Genomic DNA, 16692 nt, shown 5'->3' with positions numbered 1-16692 from the left:
AAATTTAAATAACTGATTATGAAACGAAGATTATGTATTTATCTAACTATGATTTACGTGATGCTAAATCAGGCGCAAGCCCAGCAGGTGGATCTGGTAAAGTATGTGAATACCCTTCAAGGAACGGATTCTGAATGGAGCCTGTCCTATGGAAATACTTACCCTACGGTAGGACTGCCTTTTGCGGTGCATTTCTTTTCGGCTCAAACGGGAAAAAATGGAGATGGCTGGAAATATCAATACAAAGCAAACAGCATACGGGGATTTCAGCAGGTTCACCAATGTAGTCCCTGGATGGGCGATTATATGGTTTTTTCTTTAATGCCAGGCCTTGGAAAACTGGAGGTCAATGAGGAGCGCCGGGCGCTCTCTTTTAAGCATGAAAATGAGATCGCTAAGCCGCATTATTATGCGGTGAATTTTGATAATGGTATCAAAGTAGAACTAAGTCCGGTGGAAAGAGGAGCGCATATGCGCTTTAGCTTCCCAAAAAAGGAAAAAGCATTCTTGGTATTGGATGGCTTTTTGGGCGATAGCGAGATTAAGATTATACCCGAAGAACGCAAGATTGTCGGGTATGTACATAATGGTCGTTTTGTCCCCGAGCATATGAAAAACTATTTTGTGCTGACTTTTGATGAGGACTTTAAAGCTTACGGCACTTGGGAAAATGTGAAAGGCACCATCCAGGATAGGCAGCACTATGATGCCGGGAAAGGTAAAGGTGGGTATCTGGAATTCCGCCCGGGGGCAAAAGTGGAAGTGAAGCTTGCTTCATCCTATATCAGTCCTCAGCAGGCAAATCTTAATTATAAACGCGAATTGGGAGGACACAATACTTTTGAGGTAAGTAAAAAGAAAGCTTTTGATACCTGGAATGCATTACTGAATCGCGTGCGCGTAGAAGGGGGGACGGAAGCGGAGATGGCAACATTTTATTCCTGCATGTTCAGAGCCAATTTATTTTCACGTAAGTTCTATGAAATGGATCCGGAGGGAAATCCCTATTATTTTAGCCCTTATGATGGTAAGATTCATAAAGGGTATATGTTTACGGATAATGGTTTTTGGGATACTTTTCGTGGGCAGTTCCCTTTGAGTAATCTCTTGCATCCGGTTATGCAGGGACGTTATATGCAATCCTTGCTGGATGCGCAAAAGCAGGCCGGATTTTTTCCGACCTGGTCCAATCCCGGGATGTCGGGCGTGATGATCGGCAATCATGCCATATCGCTACTGACGGATGCCTGGGTGAAAGGGATTCGAACCTTTGATGCCGACAGTGCTTTGGCAGCCTATTACCATGAAGCAACAAATAAAGGATTGTGGGGCGGATCAAATGGCCGCGAAGGGTGGAAGGCGTATTTTACCAAAGGGTATGTTCCTTATGGGGATATTCACGAAAGTACGGCAAAGACATTGGAATATGCCTATGATGATTTCTGTGGTTATCAGCTGGCAAAGGCTACGGGCAATACTTTCTATGAAAATATCTTTGCCCGGCAGATGTATAACTATAAAAACGTATTTGATCCTCAGGTAAACTTTATGCGCGGCCGGCTGGATAATGGGCAATGGCGTGAACCCTTTGATCCTGTCGAGTGGGGTGGCCCTTTTACCGAAGCGAATGCCTGGCAATATAGCTGGTCGGTGATGCACGATGTGAACGGCTTGATCAACCTGATCGGCGGGGTGGATAAGTTTAATGCAAAACTAGATACGTTCTTTACCATGGAACAGCGCGTCAACTATGGTAGCTATAAACAGGAAATCCATGAAATGCGCGAAATGTTGTTATCAAAAATGGGACAATATGCGCATGGGAATCAGCCTACGCAGCATGTTCCGTATTTGTATAATTTCAGTGGCCAACCCTGGAAAGCGCAAAAATATACCCGCATGGTGACATCAGGCCTATACAATGCGACCGAAAAGGGTTATCCCGGCGATGAGGACCAGGGGCAAATGTCTTCCTGGTATGTCTTGAGCGCTATGGGGATCTATAGTGTCTGTCCCGGAACGGATGAATACGTTTTTGGAAGTCCGGTATTCAAAAAGGTGACGATTAGTCTCGATAATGGCAAAACATTTACCATCAAGGCGGACAATAATAGTCCACAGCATGTCTACATCCAATCAGCAGCGCTCAATGGAGCAGTCTACGACAAAAATTTTATTCGGTATGAAGATCTGCTAAAAGGAGGGGAGCTTCATTTTGTCATGGGCGATAAGCCCAATTATAAAAGAGGAGTTTCGACGGATTCAAGGCCATTTTCCCTGAGTTCGATCAATTAGATTATTTAAAAATTTGATACCAGCGAGCTAGGCTCGCTGGTATAATGATAGCATAACCAATTATTTTACTGTTTTACAAAAAATTATGAACAAAAGCCAATTGACATTTTGCGCACTGGCCTTCCTGGCCTGTACGGCTTGTAGTAAACAGGGATTTTTAGATCAGACGCAATCATCAGATCTGAATGAAGAGGTCGTCTTTTCCGATAGTACCTATACCATCAACTTCCTGTCAGGAATATATGGTGATATTGGGTTTGCGACTTGGCCCAAACGCTTTGGTGGGGGTGGTCTTGATGCCAGCACAGACGAAGCGGAGGGAGCTGGACTGGGAAGCATCAATACCTTTATCCAGTTTGCTACAGGTACCGTCAACTCCAATATTATCACCAATGATGCTTGGGCAAAACCTTATACCAATATTCGTAGGGCAAATATTATGCTTAAAAATCTGCATAGGGCACGCTTTGGTACGAATATTAAGGTGCGGGTGAAGGCAGAAACCCGGTTTTTAAGGGCCTATTATTACTTTATCTTACTGGAGCATTATGGTGGTGTACCCCTGATGAGGGACAGTGTTTACACGGCCAATGATGCGATCCCTGCCAAGCGTAATACCTTCGAGGAGTGTGTGCGCTACATTGTGACTGAATGCGATGCCGCAGCGCAGGATCTCCCCTGGGAGCATGCTGGCGAAGACTATGGACGGATCAATAAAGCAGCCTGTTACGGATTGAAATCCCGCTTACTGTTGTATGCTGCGAGCCCCCTGTTCAATGGTAGCCCAGTGACAACAGAAGGAGCATTAAAGGACGTCGTGGCCTATCCCAACGCGGATGAAACACGCTGGCAGCAGGCCGAAGCGGCGGCAGCACAAGTCATTGAATCGGGACATTACAGTTTGTATGTCAACAATGATCCTGAACCGGGATTTGGCTTCTATCAGCTGTTTCAACTGCGGAAAAACTCAGAATATATCCTCGCCAAAATGCAAGATTCCAACCGGGATCTTGAAGGTATCTGGAATCCGCCAACTTTTGGCGTAAGCAACCCCGGAGCTTATCCTTATCTGGAAACGGTGGATGCTTTTGGGATGCGTAATGGTTTGCCTATTAGCGATCCGAATGCTGGATACGACCCGAAATCTCCCTATAAAAACCGGGATCCCCGCTTGGCGAATACCGTGACCCGGGATCAGTCTTTGGTCTTCCACCGGGATGGATTAGCCCGGAGACCAGTCAATATCTATATCGATAAGACCAATCCAAACAACGTGACTTCGGGACAGGATGCCATCTATAGGGGCACGCCTACAGGATATTATACCTATAAAATGGTCAATCGGGATGTAGCCGCGGATTGGTTTAATACCTATACGCCACGCTGTCTGCCAATCATCCGATATGCCGAAATTTTGTTGAACTATGCTGAAGCACGGAACGAATCGCTCGGGATCCCGGATCAGAAGGTCTACGCGGCGGTGGAGGCAATCCGAGAAAGGGCAGGATTGGATCCTTTTGTATTGCCGACTGGCCTAAACAAACAAGCTATGCGTGAGATTATCCGGAATGAGCGACAAAAAGAACTGGCCTTTGAAGGACATCGTTTTTTTGACGTACGCCGTTGGAAGTTGGCTGAATCATTGGAAAATAAACAGCTGCATGGAACCGAACCCGTCCGTACAGCAGCGGGAACAACCTACAATACCATCAACGTACGAAAACGTGTCTTTGACAAACGCATGTACCTCTGGCCCATCCCCCAATCTGAAGTAGCGAAGTCCTTAGACTTGATTCAAAATCCAGGTTATTAAAAAATTAAACGGATGAAAATATATAAGATACTTTCATGGCCCTTGATGCTGGTCCTATGTTGGGGAATAAACTCCTGTAAGGATGAGCTGGGCAATATCCGCACTGAGGAGGCGGAAAAAGATATTACCGGAAACTGGAAAGTAACACAGCTAACCCGAAATGGTGAAAACCTGAGTAAGCGGTTGAAATTGGAAAACTTTAAGATCGATTTCAATGCCGACGGCACCTATTCCATTGCTGATGATCTTCCTTTTGTGGTCAGCGGATCGGGAAGATACCGTCTGGATGATCCACAATATCCCTTTAGTGTTGTGCTTAGTCCAACGGAGGGCAAAGAAGAGGTGGTCCTCAAATTCCAATTCCCTGTGGTCAATGGCAAACGCCAGCTCAGTTTAGTCATGAGCCTGGGTTGCAGCAGCAACACCTATCAATATGATTGCGAACGTTTAAACGGGGGAATATGAAAAAGAACACACATTATTCGACGTATATCTACTGGGCAATGGGTCTATTTTTGGCCATATTCCTAGTCCAATGTGGTCTTAAAGCCATCTCAGTGGTTGTGCCGACAGCTGCAAAGGCAAATCAGCGGGTGACTTTTACGATGCATTGCGGAGCCGAACCCCGTATCCAGGGTGGAGGTAATTATAGCACCCAGCTGGTCGCGGGTATCATGGTGCCCAAGGGATGGAATGCGCGCAAAAACCTGACCATGTCCTTTACCAGTCCAAAAGGAAATGGCACCATGCGTATTATTCCGGACAGTGAACTGGAACCTGTATCTGGGCTGAGTTGGCATCAGGCCGCCAAGAAAATGTTCGGGATCGGCCCCAACTTGGTGGATGATATGGAATGGATTGTTTTTAGAAGTACGCAGGCCTATTCCTTTGTCAATAACGAAGACATCGATTTTACGGTGAAGGCGGAATGTAACGTTGGATCCGAAAATATGTTGGTGTCTTTGGGATTCTATATCGGTTCTTCAATCGAAAATTTGCGTCCAGAGGATACAGATTATAAAAAGTTTACCTTCTCAAATGCTTTCGAGGTAACTGATGGTGAAGGCGATCTGATCGATTTTATCAACCCACAGTTGGGTACGGTACAACCGGTCAAAAGTCTGGACAATGATATCATTACCTTGACTTTTGATGGCGGGGTTACCAATACGGTGCTGGATCAAGAGCCTGCCATCTACCTGCATGTCAGGGCAATGGATGAGTCAGGAAAGCTAATTGCCGAAATCAAGAAACAGACAGCAGATACCAAACTGACAGACATCGGTGGTAAAAAATACCTTATCGACATCTGGCCACGTGGATTTTTTAAGGTCGATAAAGATCGGCACATCGCCCGTCTGGAATACTTCTATACAGACATTACGGGAACTAAAAGTGTCGGCTATGGCAATACGGATGAGCCTTTTAAATATACCTTCCGCTGTGAGTGATTGCTAACCTAATAAACGAATGACAAATGTTTAACCATTATATAAAATTAAGTGTTGTCGGTGTACTGTTGGTGATTGCCGATAAACAGACCGCACAGGCTAGCTGGTATCCACGGCTCCGTGAGACAGTCTCAGGGAATGAGGAGCGGGCGATAGGGGAATTTCCGAAAATTGTGGATGAATATGGTAAGCCAATTTCAGGTGCTAAGGTCTATGATGCCGGGCGGCAGCTTATTGGTGAGACCGATGAAAATGGAGATTTGTCTCTGACAGGCCATGTTACGCATGAAGTCTTATGGGTGGAATATCCAGGATATTATAGAAAGAGGATAAAGGGAAGTGCCGATAAACAAGTGTCCCTGGTGCCTACCGTACTTCAAAGTGCAGACTCCCTGCGTATAGGTTATGAAAAAAAGAAAAGTTCGGAGCTCCTGGGAGCCGTTTCGGTAGTCTATAACAGTCAGATCAAAGATGTACCGACATCCTTGTATTTGAATGCGCTCACTGGTCGTATGCCGGGGCTGTTTACGCAGGAAGTCAGCGGATTTAGATCACCGAGCATGACCGCAATTACCTCAAATGATCTGGCAGGATCTCTCCCATCGGATGCCGTGAAATATCGTTCCAGTATCGGTGACAATACCGAAATTGGCTTCAACCTAAGGGGACAAAGTCCGGTGACTTTAATCGACGGTGTACAGCGGGATATCTATTCCATAGATCCCGAAAACATCGAATCGGTGACCGTCGTCAAAGATGCGCTGTCCAGTATTTTATTGGGACAACGGAGTTCTAGGGGGATATTGCAGGTAACGACGAAAAAAGGACAGGCAGGACCACCAAGGATCAGCTTTACAGCACAAACAGGAATCCAGCAATCGTTGAAAATGCCGCAGCCCTTGAACGCCTATCAGTATGCCTATCTCTACAACGAAGCACTACTCAATGCAGGGCGACAACCCGTGTATAGTTCGGACGATTTTAAGGCCTTTAGGGATGGAACCAATTCCTTGTTCTTCCCGGATGTCAACTGGTATGATGCTGTTGTACGGGACAATAACCCGACCACCAAATATAACCTTGGTGTGAAGGGCGGAATCAAAAATGCACGTTATACCCTTTCGCTAAGCTACCTGAACCAATATGGTCTATTTAAATCGGATGATAAATTTGACTACGAGACCAACGTACAGAATAAACGTTATCTCATCAATAGTGCAATTGATGTGGATGTAACTGATGACTTAACGATTGGACTGCAGTTTTTTGGAAAAATCCAGGATGGCAGACAGCCGGGGGCAAAAACAGGAACGATCTTATCGACCTTGTACAATACACCGAACAACGCGTATCCAATTTTTAATCCCGACCAATCTTATGGTGGCTCCTCGGTGTATCGGAGCAATTTGTACCAGCTTACTACGGGATCGGGCTATCTTTTGGACAATACGAGGGACCTGCTGGCTAATCTGGATTTTAATTACAAGCTTGACAAATTTGTTCCCGGACTGTACGCAAAGGGTAAGCTAAATGTTTCATCAACTTCGTCGAGCCTTATCGACCGGAATCGCCAACAGCCGGTGTATGACTTAAGCTATAACGAGCAAAAAGAACTCGTGTATGTACGTTATGGAACGATAGCGGATCAGCCTAATTCATTTGCGACTACTTCTACAGCAAATTTTTTCTATTTCCAGGGAGCACTGGGGTATGACAAGCAAGTGGGTGAGAAACATCGTGTCGGAGCCAAACTGTTTATGGACAGACAAACAGCCAATTATCAGTTTGACTTACCTGCCATCTATACCAACTTTGCAGCGACAGCAAACTATGCCTATCAGGATAAGTACTTTGCTGAAGTAGCCTTAAACTACTCAGGATTCAACCGTTTTATGCCGGGAAACCAATATGGCCTGTTTTATGCTTTTGGCTTGGGCTGGGATATGTTGCAGGAAGACTTTCTGAAGGAAAAATCGGATTGGCTTTCTCAACTGAAATGGCGCGCTACATTTGGGCGGACGGGAAATACCAACGAGGCCGCCCTAGGCTATTACAGCTGGCGAGCTTCTTATGGACAGGACGGAGCGAACGGCTATGACTTCGGCTCAGAATATGCTTATACCAATAGCTTGATCGAAAAAGGGCTAGCCAACATTGAGGGAACCTGGGAAAAGGGAAATAAATTTAACATCGGTTTGGATGCTGCATTCTGGCATTCAACACTAAAATTGACCGCCGATTATTTTAGAGATACTTATTTTGACCTATTGCAACAGCGCGGATCGACCATTGACTTGATCGGTATTGGATATCCGAATGAAAATATTGGTAAAAACCGTTATGAAGGGCAGGAAATCAGTTTGACCTATCAAAATAATTTGGGTGAGTTTAACTATTTCATTACCGCTAATGCCTCACGTATGAAGACCCAAGTGCTGTATATGAACGAGGTCTTTCAGCAATATAATTGGAACAGGCGCACGGGAATGCCCGTAGGCCAGACATTTGGTTACCGGGCCGATGGACTAATCCAGACGCAGGAAGAAGCCGATCATGCACCATTGCTATCGGGAAATAAGGTGTATCCTGGTGATGTCAAACTGGTGGACCTGAATGGAGATGGTATCATCAACCAGTACGATCAAACGGCCATTGGCAATACAAAACCACTCGTATATTTTGGTACTACCGTGGGATTCAATGTTGCGGGGTTTGATTTCAGCGTATTGCTTCAAGGGGTATTAAACCGTAGTTACCAACAGACGGATTATTCCTTTGGAAATACTGGCGACGGACAGGGATTTGATTATATGCTGGGACGTTGGACACCGGAGACCGGTACTGCTGCAACTTATCCAAGGTTGACGCTGGGACCCGATCCGACCAATACACAAAATATTTCGAGCTACTGGACCCGTTCGGGGGAATATCTTCGGGTTAGGAACCTTGATGTCGGCTATACATTGCCTTTCAATTGGACAAAGCGGGCGAAGTTATCCTCGGTACGCATTTTTGCAAACGCGCAAAACCTGTTCACTTTTACCCCCTATGGCCGTCTGGATCCTGAAATCTCATCAGGTACCGCTTATCCAGCACAGCGGATCATAAGCTTTGGTGTAAACGTCAAATTATAAACCTTAGAAATCGATAATGATGAAATACCCCTATTCAAACCACATACATGCTGAGGAGCACGAAATATCATGCGGATTGTCTGAAATGAAACCTGTGTCCAAAGTGGACCGGGGCTTCCGGATGCCCTTTAAATTACAAATCATTTGTATGACGTATGATCAGCTAAAATGGATGCTCGTAGTCGGAGTTGCGATCGGGATCTTCTCCTGTAAAAGCGACCTAGAGGAAGAGCCTATCGAGCTGCAGACACTGGACCAGGTGTTTGACCGACGGGATTCGGCCGGCGTAAATGCAAACCGGTTTCTGACCGATTGCTACCGTTATCTGCCCAGCCTGGGAAATCGGGTCGGTGGAGATTTTCTCGACGCAGCCACGGATGATGCTGTTTCCTCCAATCCGACCAATACATCGGTACAACAGTTGGCAACAGGCTCTTATACTTCGGATAATTATCAGGACAACCTTTGGGCATCTTGGTATCAGGGGATTCGAAAGACCAGCATTTTTATCCAAAATATTGATCGGGTACCGGTAAAGGGAAAACTGGAGAATGGTACGCCCATGCCGCGTGTATGGAAAGCCGAAGCAAAATTTATACGTGCCTTATTTTATTTTGAATTGGTCAAGCGGTACGGCGGGGTGCCGTTGATGGGCGATAAGGTATACCAGTTGAATGACGATATTGAGCTGCCACGGGCAAGCTTCGAAGAATGCGTCAACTATATTGTGGGGGAATGTGACGCAATAAAAGACAGTCTACGTACCGATCCATTTAATCTGGCTTTTTATGGAAGGCCTACGAAGGCGGCGGCCATGGCGCTAAAATCCCGTGTGCTCCTATATGCTGCCAGTCCATTATTCAACGGTGGAAATAGCAATGGACAGAATGTTCTTACGGGGTATACGGCATTTTCCGCTGGGCGATGGCAGTCTGCCGAAAATGCGGCCAAAGACTTGATAGACCTAAACCTGTTTAAGCTTGAACCTCAGTTTAAAGATGTCTTTATCACACGCAACAATGAACGGATCTTTGCGAAGCAAGGCGGCAATAATACCAGTTTTGAAAATAACAATGGCCCCGTGGGCTATGCCAATGGGGTGAACAATGGGCGCACTAGTCCGACCCAGGAACTTGTAGACGCCTTTGGGATGAGTAACGGTTTGAAAATTACAGACGAAAATTCAGGTTATGATCCAAACGATCCTTACACAGGGCGCGACAGCCGCTTTTACGCAACTGTTTTTTATAATGGCGCACCTTGGTTAAATCGGCCTGTACAAACCTTTGAGGGGGGATCAGATAAACCAGGTGGATCCAAGCAACAGACAAAAACGGGCTATTACCTCCGCAAGTTTATGGGGAACTTTGAATCCCTTACAAATTATAGTAATGTAAACCATGACTTTATCCTGTTCCGTTATGCTGAAATATTGTTGAATTATGCTGAAGCACGAAATGAACGTCTGGACAGACCTGATGTCAATGTCTATCGTGCTGTTGAACAAATACGACAACGGGCAGGACTAACTCCCTATCAGCTTCCCGAAGGATTGACCAAAGCAGAAATGCGGGAGCTGATCTACCTCGAACGGAGAAAGGAACTGGCCTTTGAGGAGCATCGCTTTTATGATGTGCGAAGGTGGAAAATAGCCGAAGAGGAGTTTAATAAGGAGCTTCACGCCACAGTCATTTATCAAACGGGAACCGGGGCGATCAGGCAGTCACTTCCTATTCTGAAAATGACATTTGATACGAAGATGTATTTGGCTCCCATTCCATTTTCGGAAGTGATCAAAAATCCAAAAATGGTACAGAACCCAGGCTGGTAATTGGCTTATTTACGTAAGCCGAAGAAGGCTGCGCGAATGGCTTTAATCATGAATAAATAAAATATAAGCGGATGAAAAAGAGCATATATCTGTTAACAATAATGGTTTTGACGCCATTTATACTATTGGCGCAATCCATTGTGAATGGTATTGTCAAAAATAGTTCGGGTCCCTTGGTGGGTGTATCGGTGCAGGAGAAAGGAGGGGGAGCCACACAAACAGATCAAAATGGACGGTTTAAATTGGCCCTACGTGGTACTAAGGTCTTAGTATTTACAAGTGTGGGATATAATACCCAGCAACGAGACGTGAAGCAGGGTGAAAATATCGAAGTGATTATGCAATCAAGTAGCCAGGATATTGATGAGGTGGTGGTGGTGGGATTTGGTACGACGAAAAAGCTCACTAGCACGGGCGCAGTCAGTTCAATAAAGGGGGCAGATATCCGTCAGGTACCAACGTCGAGCGTACAGAATGCATTGGCTGGAAGATTGCCGGGATTTGTGTCGGTACAACGTTCTGGCCAACCCGGTAAGGATGCTTCGGATTTTTATATCCGTGGTGTCAGTTCGCTAAATCCAGAAGGAAACCAGCCGCTGATCATTGTCGATGATATTGAATATACCTATGAACAATTGTCGCAGATCAACGTCAACGAGATCGAAAGTATTTCGATCTTAAAGGATGCATCGACGACAGCAGTCTTTGGTATCAAGGGGGCAAATGGTGTATTGGTTGTCAAAACGCGACGCGGTGAATCGGGACGGCCAAAGATCAATGCGCGTGTCGAATCAGGTATGCAGAGCCCGGTTACAAAATTGAAGTTTTTGAATGCCTATGAAAGTGCGCTCTTATGGAATGAAGCGATAGCAAATACGGTAGGAGACAATTCCAATCAACCCTTTAGTGAAGCCGACTTGGCACATTTCCGTTCGGGGGACGATCCTTATGGCCATCCCGATATCAATTGGTATGATCGGATCTTTAAACCGTCGAGCCAACAGTATAATACGAATATTGATATCACTGGCGGTGGTGAAAGTATTAAATATTTTGTGTCGGGTGGTGCTTTCTCCCAAAATGGAAACCTCTACAATTTTGAAAATGAGGGCGACAAGGTTAACAATAATTATTATTATCGTCGTTTCAATTTACGGTCGAATCTGGATGTACAGGCGACAAAGACACTCAAATTGCGTTTGGATTTCCGGGCAAACTTCAATCGCATTAATTCGCCCAGGGCGGGAAATATTGTTGGTGAGGTGTTTAATTTTAATAAGATAAGACCCTGGTCAGCACCTTTTATCAATCCAAATGGTTCATTTACCTATGCCAGCGATACGCAGGAGTTGCTTCCGACCATCAATGCACGCCTGGCAGCAGCTGGTTATAGCTTGGATCGACGCAACGACATCAATATTTTATTTGGCGGGACGCAGGAACTCAACGCTTGGTTAAAAGGGCTTTCTTTTTCGACTCGTGTAGCCTATGCCAGCGTGGAGTCAAACGGCCGTGAGCAGGCCCGTGATGAAATCCCGGTCTATCGTTATGACCCAAGCTCGGGCAGTTACCAGCTGAAAGGTGGGGCACCTTATGTGCTGGGTAATTATACCCTGCGGGCGTATCAGGGGGATTACAACAGTCGGGTAAATGTGCAGGCCAACTTCAACTATGCGCGAACTTTTGGGGATCATGCGGTGACAGCACTCTTACTATATAATCGGGAATCCTATAAAACAAAGGGTGATAAGAAAATCAACTGGATTCCACAGAATTTTGAGGGCTACACCTTTCGGGCAGGATACAATTTTAAAGAGAAGTTCTTGTTGGATGCGACGACAGCATACAATGGGTCAGACCGTTTTCCGGCGGCACAGCGTTACGGTCTTTTTCCGGCGGTCTCAGCTGGTTATAATCTAGCTAAGGAATCGTTTTTCAAAGACGCCTTTAGCTTTGTGGAGCTCTTTAAATTGCGGGCTTCCTATGGAATCGTTGGTTCTGACAAGGTTGCCGGTGATCGTTACTTGTACCAGCAAGTATACAATGAGGGTGGAAATTATTCGTTTGGTGAAACCCATCAGCCTTCACTGATTATCACGGAAGGAAATCTGGGAAATAATAATGTCACTTGGGAAAAACAAAAGTCATTTGATGTTGGGCTTGATGTCAATCTTTGGAAAAACAAGTTTTCCATGACCATTGACTATTTTAATAATTTACGATATGATCAGCTCGTGACTTCACAGTCGCTTTTCCAGCATATTGGTGTAGGCGTCTCACCATCAAATATTGCGAAGGTACGGAATAGGGGAGTGGAATTGGAACTGAATGTAAACAACAATATCGGTGCGTTTAATTATAATATCAAAGGGGTATTGACGTATTTCAAAAATAAGATCTTGTTTCAGGATGAACCGGCACCAGCTTATCCTTGGCTGCGGCTGACAGGGCAGCAGATCAATCAACCATTGGGCTATCTGTACGATGGTTTTTATACCGATGAAAATATCGGTACAAGCCCAAAACCATCAGGAGGATATGAGGTGCAGCCTGGTGACCTGCGGTATAAGGACCTCAATAACGATGGTGTAATTGATGACTATGATCGAACGGTGATCGGTAAGCCTAATATTCCGAATACCAGTTTTGGGCTTACCCTCGGGGGAAGTTACAAAGGTTTTAGTTTTAATGTGCTGCTGCAGGGAACTACTGGGTACAGTTTTAGCGTTCAGGGAAGTGGTATTGAGCCCTTTCAGAGTCAGTTTCAACCGATCCACCAAGAGCGCTGGACTGCACAAACAGCTGCTACAGCTAAATTTCCACGCTTGACGACTAATCCGACAACGATTAATAGCCCGTCAACCTATATGTCTGATTTCTGGCTTATTGATGCGACCTATTTACGTTTGAAGACAGTCGAACTGGGTTACCAGTTGCCCAATAAATGGCTGCCATTTAAGATGAACAATGCGCGCTTATATCTAAGCGGATATAATCTGCTGACTTGGACGAATTATTCCTTATATCAGCAGGATCCTGAGGTGACCTCCAACAGTGCTGGAGATGCCTATCAGAATCAGCGTGTCGTCAATCTGGGCATACAGATCGGGCTTTAGCAGCACCTGATCAGGTTTAAGATTTAAATAATAGGATTACGGGTTTAAATAATAAGCGGGACCAAATAGTTTTGGTCCCGCTTATTATTTAATGGCAATTTGGCGGATCTGGATTGCCCGCTTATCTTATTTCAATCGTTGGATTATTGATGGTAATTGATCGTGATATCCTTCTCTTCGAATCCTTCTGGGGCTTTTACCGTAGCAGTACTTCCAACAGGAAGGGTAATATCGAGCTTTAATTTATGCTTTTTGATGGACCAATCTACTTTAACCTCACCATAAGGAGTCTCAATGGCTGTTTTTGCCCAAGTAAGGCCTTTGGGAATCTGCGGACTAATTAGGATATGTTTATAGCCTGGTTGTTTTTCATCAACACGGATTCCACCGAGAGCTTGGTAAAACCAAGTTCCGATACCATTATAACAATTATGGATCCGGCTGCGCTCTCCACTCCAATATTCCCAGGTCGTGGACGCACCGTGGTCAAGCATAAAAAGATAGCCGGGATAACCCCGCTGCTTGAGCATAGTATACATAAAGTCAACAGCATCGTTGTCCGTGGCCCATTGCGTGAGAATTGGTACGCCAACGAGCCCTACGGCTATATGATTGTTGTATTTTTCGGCACTTTCTCTTAAGAGCTGTTGTTTTACTGTCGTATAGGAAGCTTTGGGCGTGATTCCGAGCAGCATGGGATAGCTCATGTCAAGTTGAGAGCCTGTAGCATATTGGTTTGTCTCTTCATTAAAAAATACCTGATGGATCAAAGTGTCCAATTTTCTTTTTCGTGTGGCAAAGTCCTGTGCTTCTTGTGGGAGCTGGAGGATTGTGGCTATTTTCTCCATCGTAGCCAAGCATTCGCTCACGACACAATTGCTGACTAGGTCGACCGAGCGAGCAGCTCCCGCATCTACGCCAGCTGGGGCAAGCCAGTCTCCTAAAAACCAATCGCGGTATTTGGTATCTGGCCAGCGTGTAAGGAGCCCATCTCTGCTATAGCGCTCTACATAAGAGAGCCATTGTTTCATGGCAGAATAGTGGCGTTGGATCAACCGCGGATCTTGATAGTTGACATAAGTACGCCAGGACGCCATAATGAAAAAGCTGCACCAATAAGGCCCGCCGCCACCTGCACCAGGATTGGGTGCTACATGTGGTAGGCTGCCTCCCTCGCGCATGCTATCCGACCAGGCCTGTAGCCAGTTGACAAATAGTGGCGAACTTGCAAACATGGTTTGTAAGGTATTGGTGGATGAATTTCCGTCGCCACCATATCCGGCCCGTTCCAAATGTGGGCAGTCGACCATATATCCACTGAAAGAAAGACAACGCATGGTGTATTGGATCATCGTGTGGATGGCATTGAGGTCCGAATCCGAACAGATAAAAGAAGAGATCTGGCGAAAGTCAGTATGGATTAAATGCGCTTTAACGTCTTTCTTTTTGGGGCTATGTCCGAGGTTAGAAATTTTGATGTATTGGAAAGCATGGTGATTGAACTTGTTGCGAAAAGTTTCGCGATGAAGTCCCAATGCAATGTAGCTATCCTGTTGTCCCTGAGGTATAAAATTACCAGTAGTGTCCAAGGCATCGCTATAATCGAAAACAACGGTCTGATCTTTCTTTAAACCAGTCATTTCCAGTTCGAACCATCCATTTAGAGCTTTTCCGATATCAATCAGCCAACTGCTATCGCTGAGCTGTTTGATTGAGGTGGGCCGGTAGGTCGCTTGAATGCTATTGGGCTCGGTCATTTGTGGGCTAGCCTGTATATGGGGAAGTGCTATCGTGGATACTGGCGACCAGGAGCGATGGTCTAAGGCAATAGCATCCATATCTGTTGGATTTAGGCTCGCATGGACACGCTCGCCTCCAAATTGCAGTGCCTGCCAGGGCCCTGTATCGGCGTACCCAGTTACTGAACCTTGCCAGGAGGAGTCGGAGACAAATTTTGTTTGCCAGTGACCCTTGTTGCGAATGTCGAGCTGAGCCCGGACTAACGCGCCATCGAAAGCAACGTTAAAACCTGTGGTTTTCTTGTACCAGCCCGTGCCTAGCCAAAGTACTATGCTGTTTTCACCCTTACGAAGATAGCTGCTGATGTCATACGTATTGATCAATGAACGATTGTTCAAATGGGACACTGCAGGAGAAAGTACATCTGAGCCCACCTTTTTCCCATTAATATATACTTCATAGTATCCGAGCGAATTGATATGTAAAAAAGAGAGTGCCACGGCATCCAGATGAAAGTTTTTTCGGAGCAAAGGGCTCTGCACACCTTTTAATCCAATATACTCACCTTGCATAGGCTGATCCTTCAGAAGCCCAATGCCAAACCGTTGGATATCACTCCAGTCGGATTGCTCGCCTTGGTTGCTCCATATCCTCACTCGCCAATAGCAAAGGGATCGAGACGCAAGGGGTTTGCCCTCATAAGGCACCATGACGGATGCGTCGGAGGCGATCTTATTTGATTGCCAGAAATCTGCTTGATGATTTTCAAGTAAGGTTATGCTATCGGATGCAACTTGAATTTCGTAAAACTGTTGGCTCATTTCTCCTCCGTGGGACTTAATTTTCCAACTGAAATGGGGACTGGTATTATCCAATGCATTTGGATTGATCAGGTTCTCACATCGAAGATCGTATAACTTGATGTTTTTGGATTTGCCGTAACCAACAGAGGTCAATACACTAAGTAGGCATAACGATAATAGGGCAAACGAATTGGTCATTTGAGGTCTAGTATTTGGTTTCCATAAAGGTAGTGAGCAAAGTGAGTGTTTTTCAGTAGCGTAAATCTGTTGGTAAACTTTTTAAAACTTCTTGTTGGTTTATATTGTTGTTAGTTAGGGTTTTATAGGTGTTTTTGATTTTTGGTTTGGTAGATGTATGTATTCTTTTTTATGCTGAAAATAAAAACAAAATGCTGGATCTGTAAGGTTAATTCTTGTTGAAAAGTTTGGCTAAAAATTGTTGTCCATCAATTTTTAGCTATCTTTATAAGAGTACTAAGCTATTGAATCTTACGATTTAAGAAAGGATG

General features: G+C 45.2%; 8 protein-coding genes. 7 read left to right on the top strand and 1 reads right to left on the bottom strand.

The features are described 5' to 3' along the window. The first annotated feature begins 18 nt into the window (after positions 1-18). The 7 genes from G6053_RS22220 to G6053_RS22190 all read left to right on the top strand — a co-directional run bounded on the left by G6053_RS22220 (position 19) and on the right by G6053_RS22190 (position 13640). Positions 19-2295, top strand: coding sequence for a GH92 family glycosyl hydrolase (locus G6053_RS22220; protein WP_165308514.1), 2277 nt, complete (start codon positions 19-21; stop codon positions 2293-2295). An 85-nt stretch (positions 2296-2380) separates the two neighbouring features. After that, positions 2381-4108, top strand: coding sequence for a RagB/SusD family nutrient uptake outer membrane protein (locus tag G6053_RS22215; protein ID WP_165308513.1), 1728 nt, complete (start codon positions 2381-2383; stop codon positions 4106-4108). 12 nt (positions 4109-4120) lie between these two features. Next, positions 4121-4573 (top strand): DUF5004 domain-containing protein, encoded by a 453-nt coding sequence (locus G6053_RS22210; protein WP_165308512.1) that lies wholly within the window; start codon positions 4121-4123, stop codon positions 4571-4573. Next, the gene (locus G6053_RS22205) at positions 4570-5559 is read left to right on the top strand and encodes a DUF4961 domain-containing protein (RefSeq protein ID WP_165308511.1); all 990 of its coding nucleotides are present in this window, start codon (positions 4570-4572) and stop codon (positions 5557-5559) included. The genes G6053_RS22210 and G6053_RS22205 overlap by 4 nt, the downstream gene beginning before the upstream one ends. Before the next feature lie 26 nt (positions 5560-5585). Then, a complete protein-coding gene (locus tag G6053_RS22200; RefSeq protein ID WP_165308510.1) occupies positions 5586-8693 on the top strand; it encodes a SusC/RagA family TonB-linked outer membrane protein in 3108 nt (1035 codons plus the stop codon). 148 nt (positions 8694-8841) lie between these two features. Beyond that, on the top strand, positions 8842-10524 hold the full coding sequence (locus G6053_RS22195; protein WP_165308509.1) for a RagB/SusD family nutrient uptake outer membrane protein: 1683 nt from the start codon (positions 8842-8844) through the stop codon (positions 10522-10524). A 71-nt stretch (positions 10525-10595) separates the two neighbouring features. Beyond that, positions 10596-13640: a TonB-dependent receptor gene (locus G6053_RS22190; RefSeq protein ID WP_165308508.1), complete on the top strand. Its 3045-nt coding sequence runs from the start codon at positions 10596-10598 to the stop codon at positions 13638-13640. Between the two features lie 143 nt (positions 13641-13783). Here the strand turns inward: G6053_RS22190 and G6053_RS22185 are convergent, their stop codons facing one another. After that, the gene (locus G6053_RS22185) at positions 13784-16381 is read right to left on the bottom strand and encodes a family 78 glycoside hydrolase catalytic domain (protein WP_165308507.1); all 2598 of its coding nucleotides are present in this window, start codon (positions 16379-16381) and stop codon (positions 13784-13786) included. Positions 16382-16692: the final 311 nt, after the last annotated feature.

Origin of the sequence: Sphingobacterium sp. DR205 (assembly GCF_011064245.1) — a bacterium.
Lineage (GTDB): Bacteria > Bacteroidota > Bacteroidia > Sphingobacteriales > Sphingobacteriaceae > Sphingobacterium > Sphingobacterium athyrii.
Note: the sequence above shows the minus strand (reverse complement) of the source record. Positions and strands in the feature narration are given on the sequence as shown.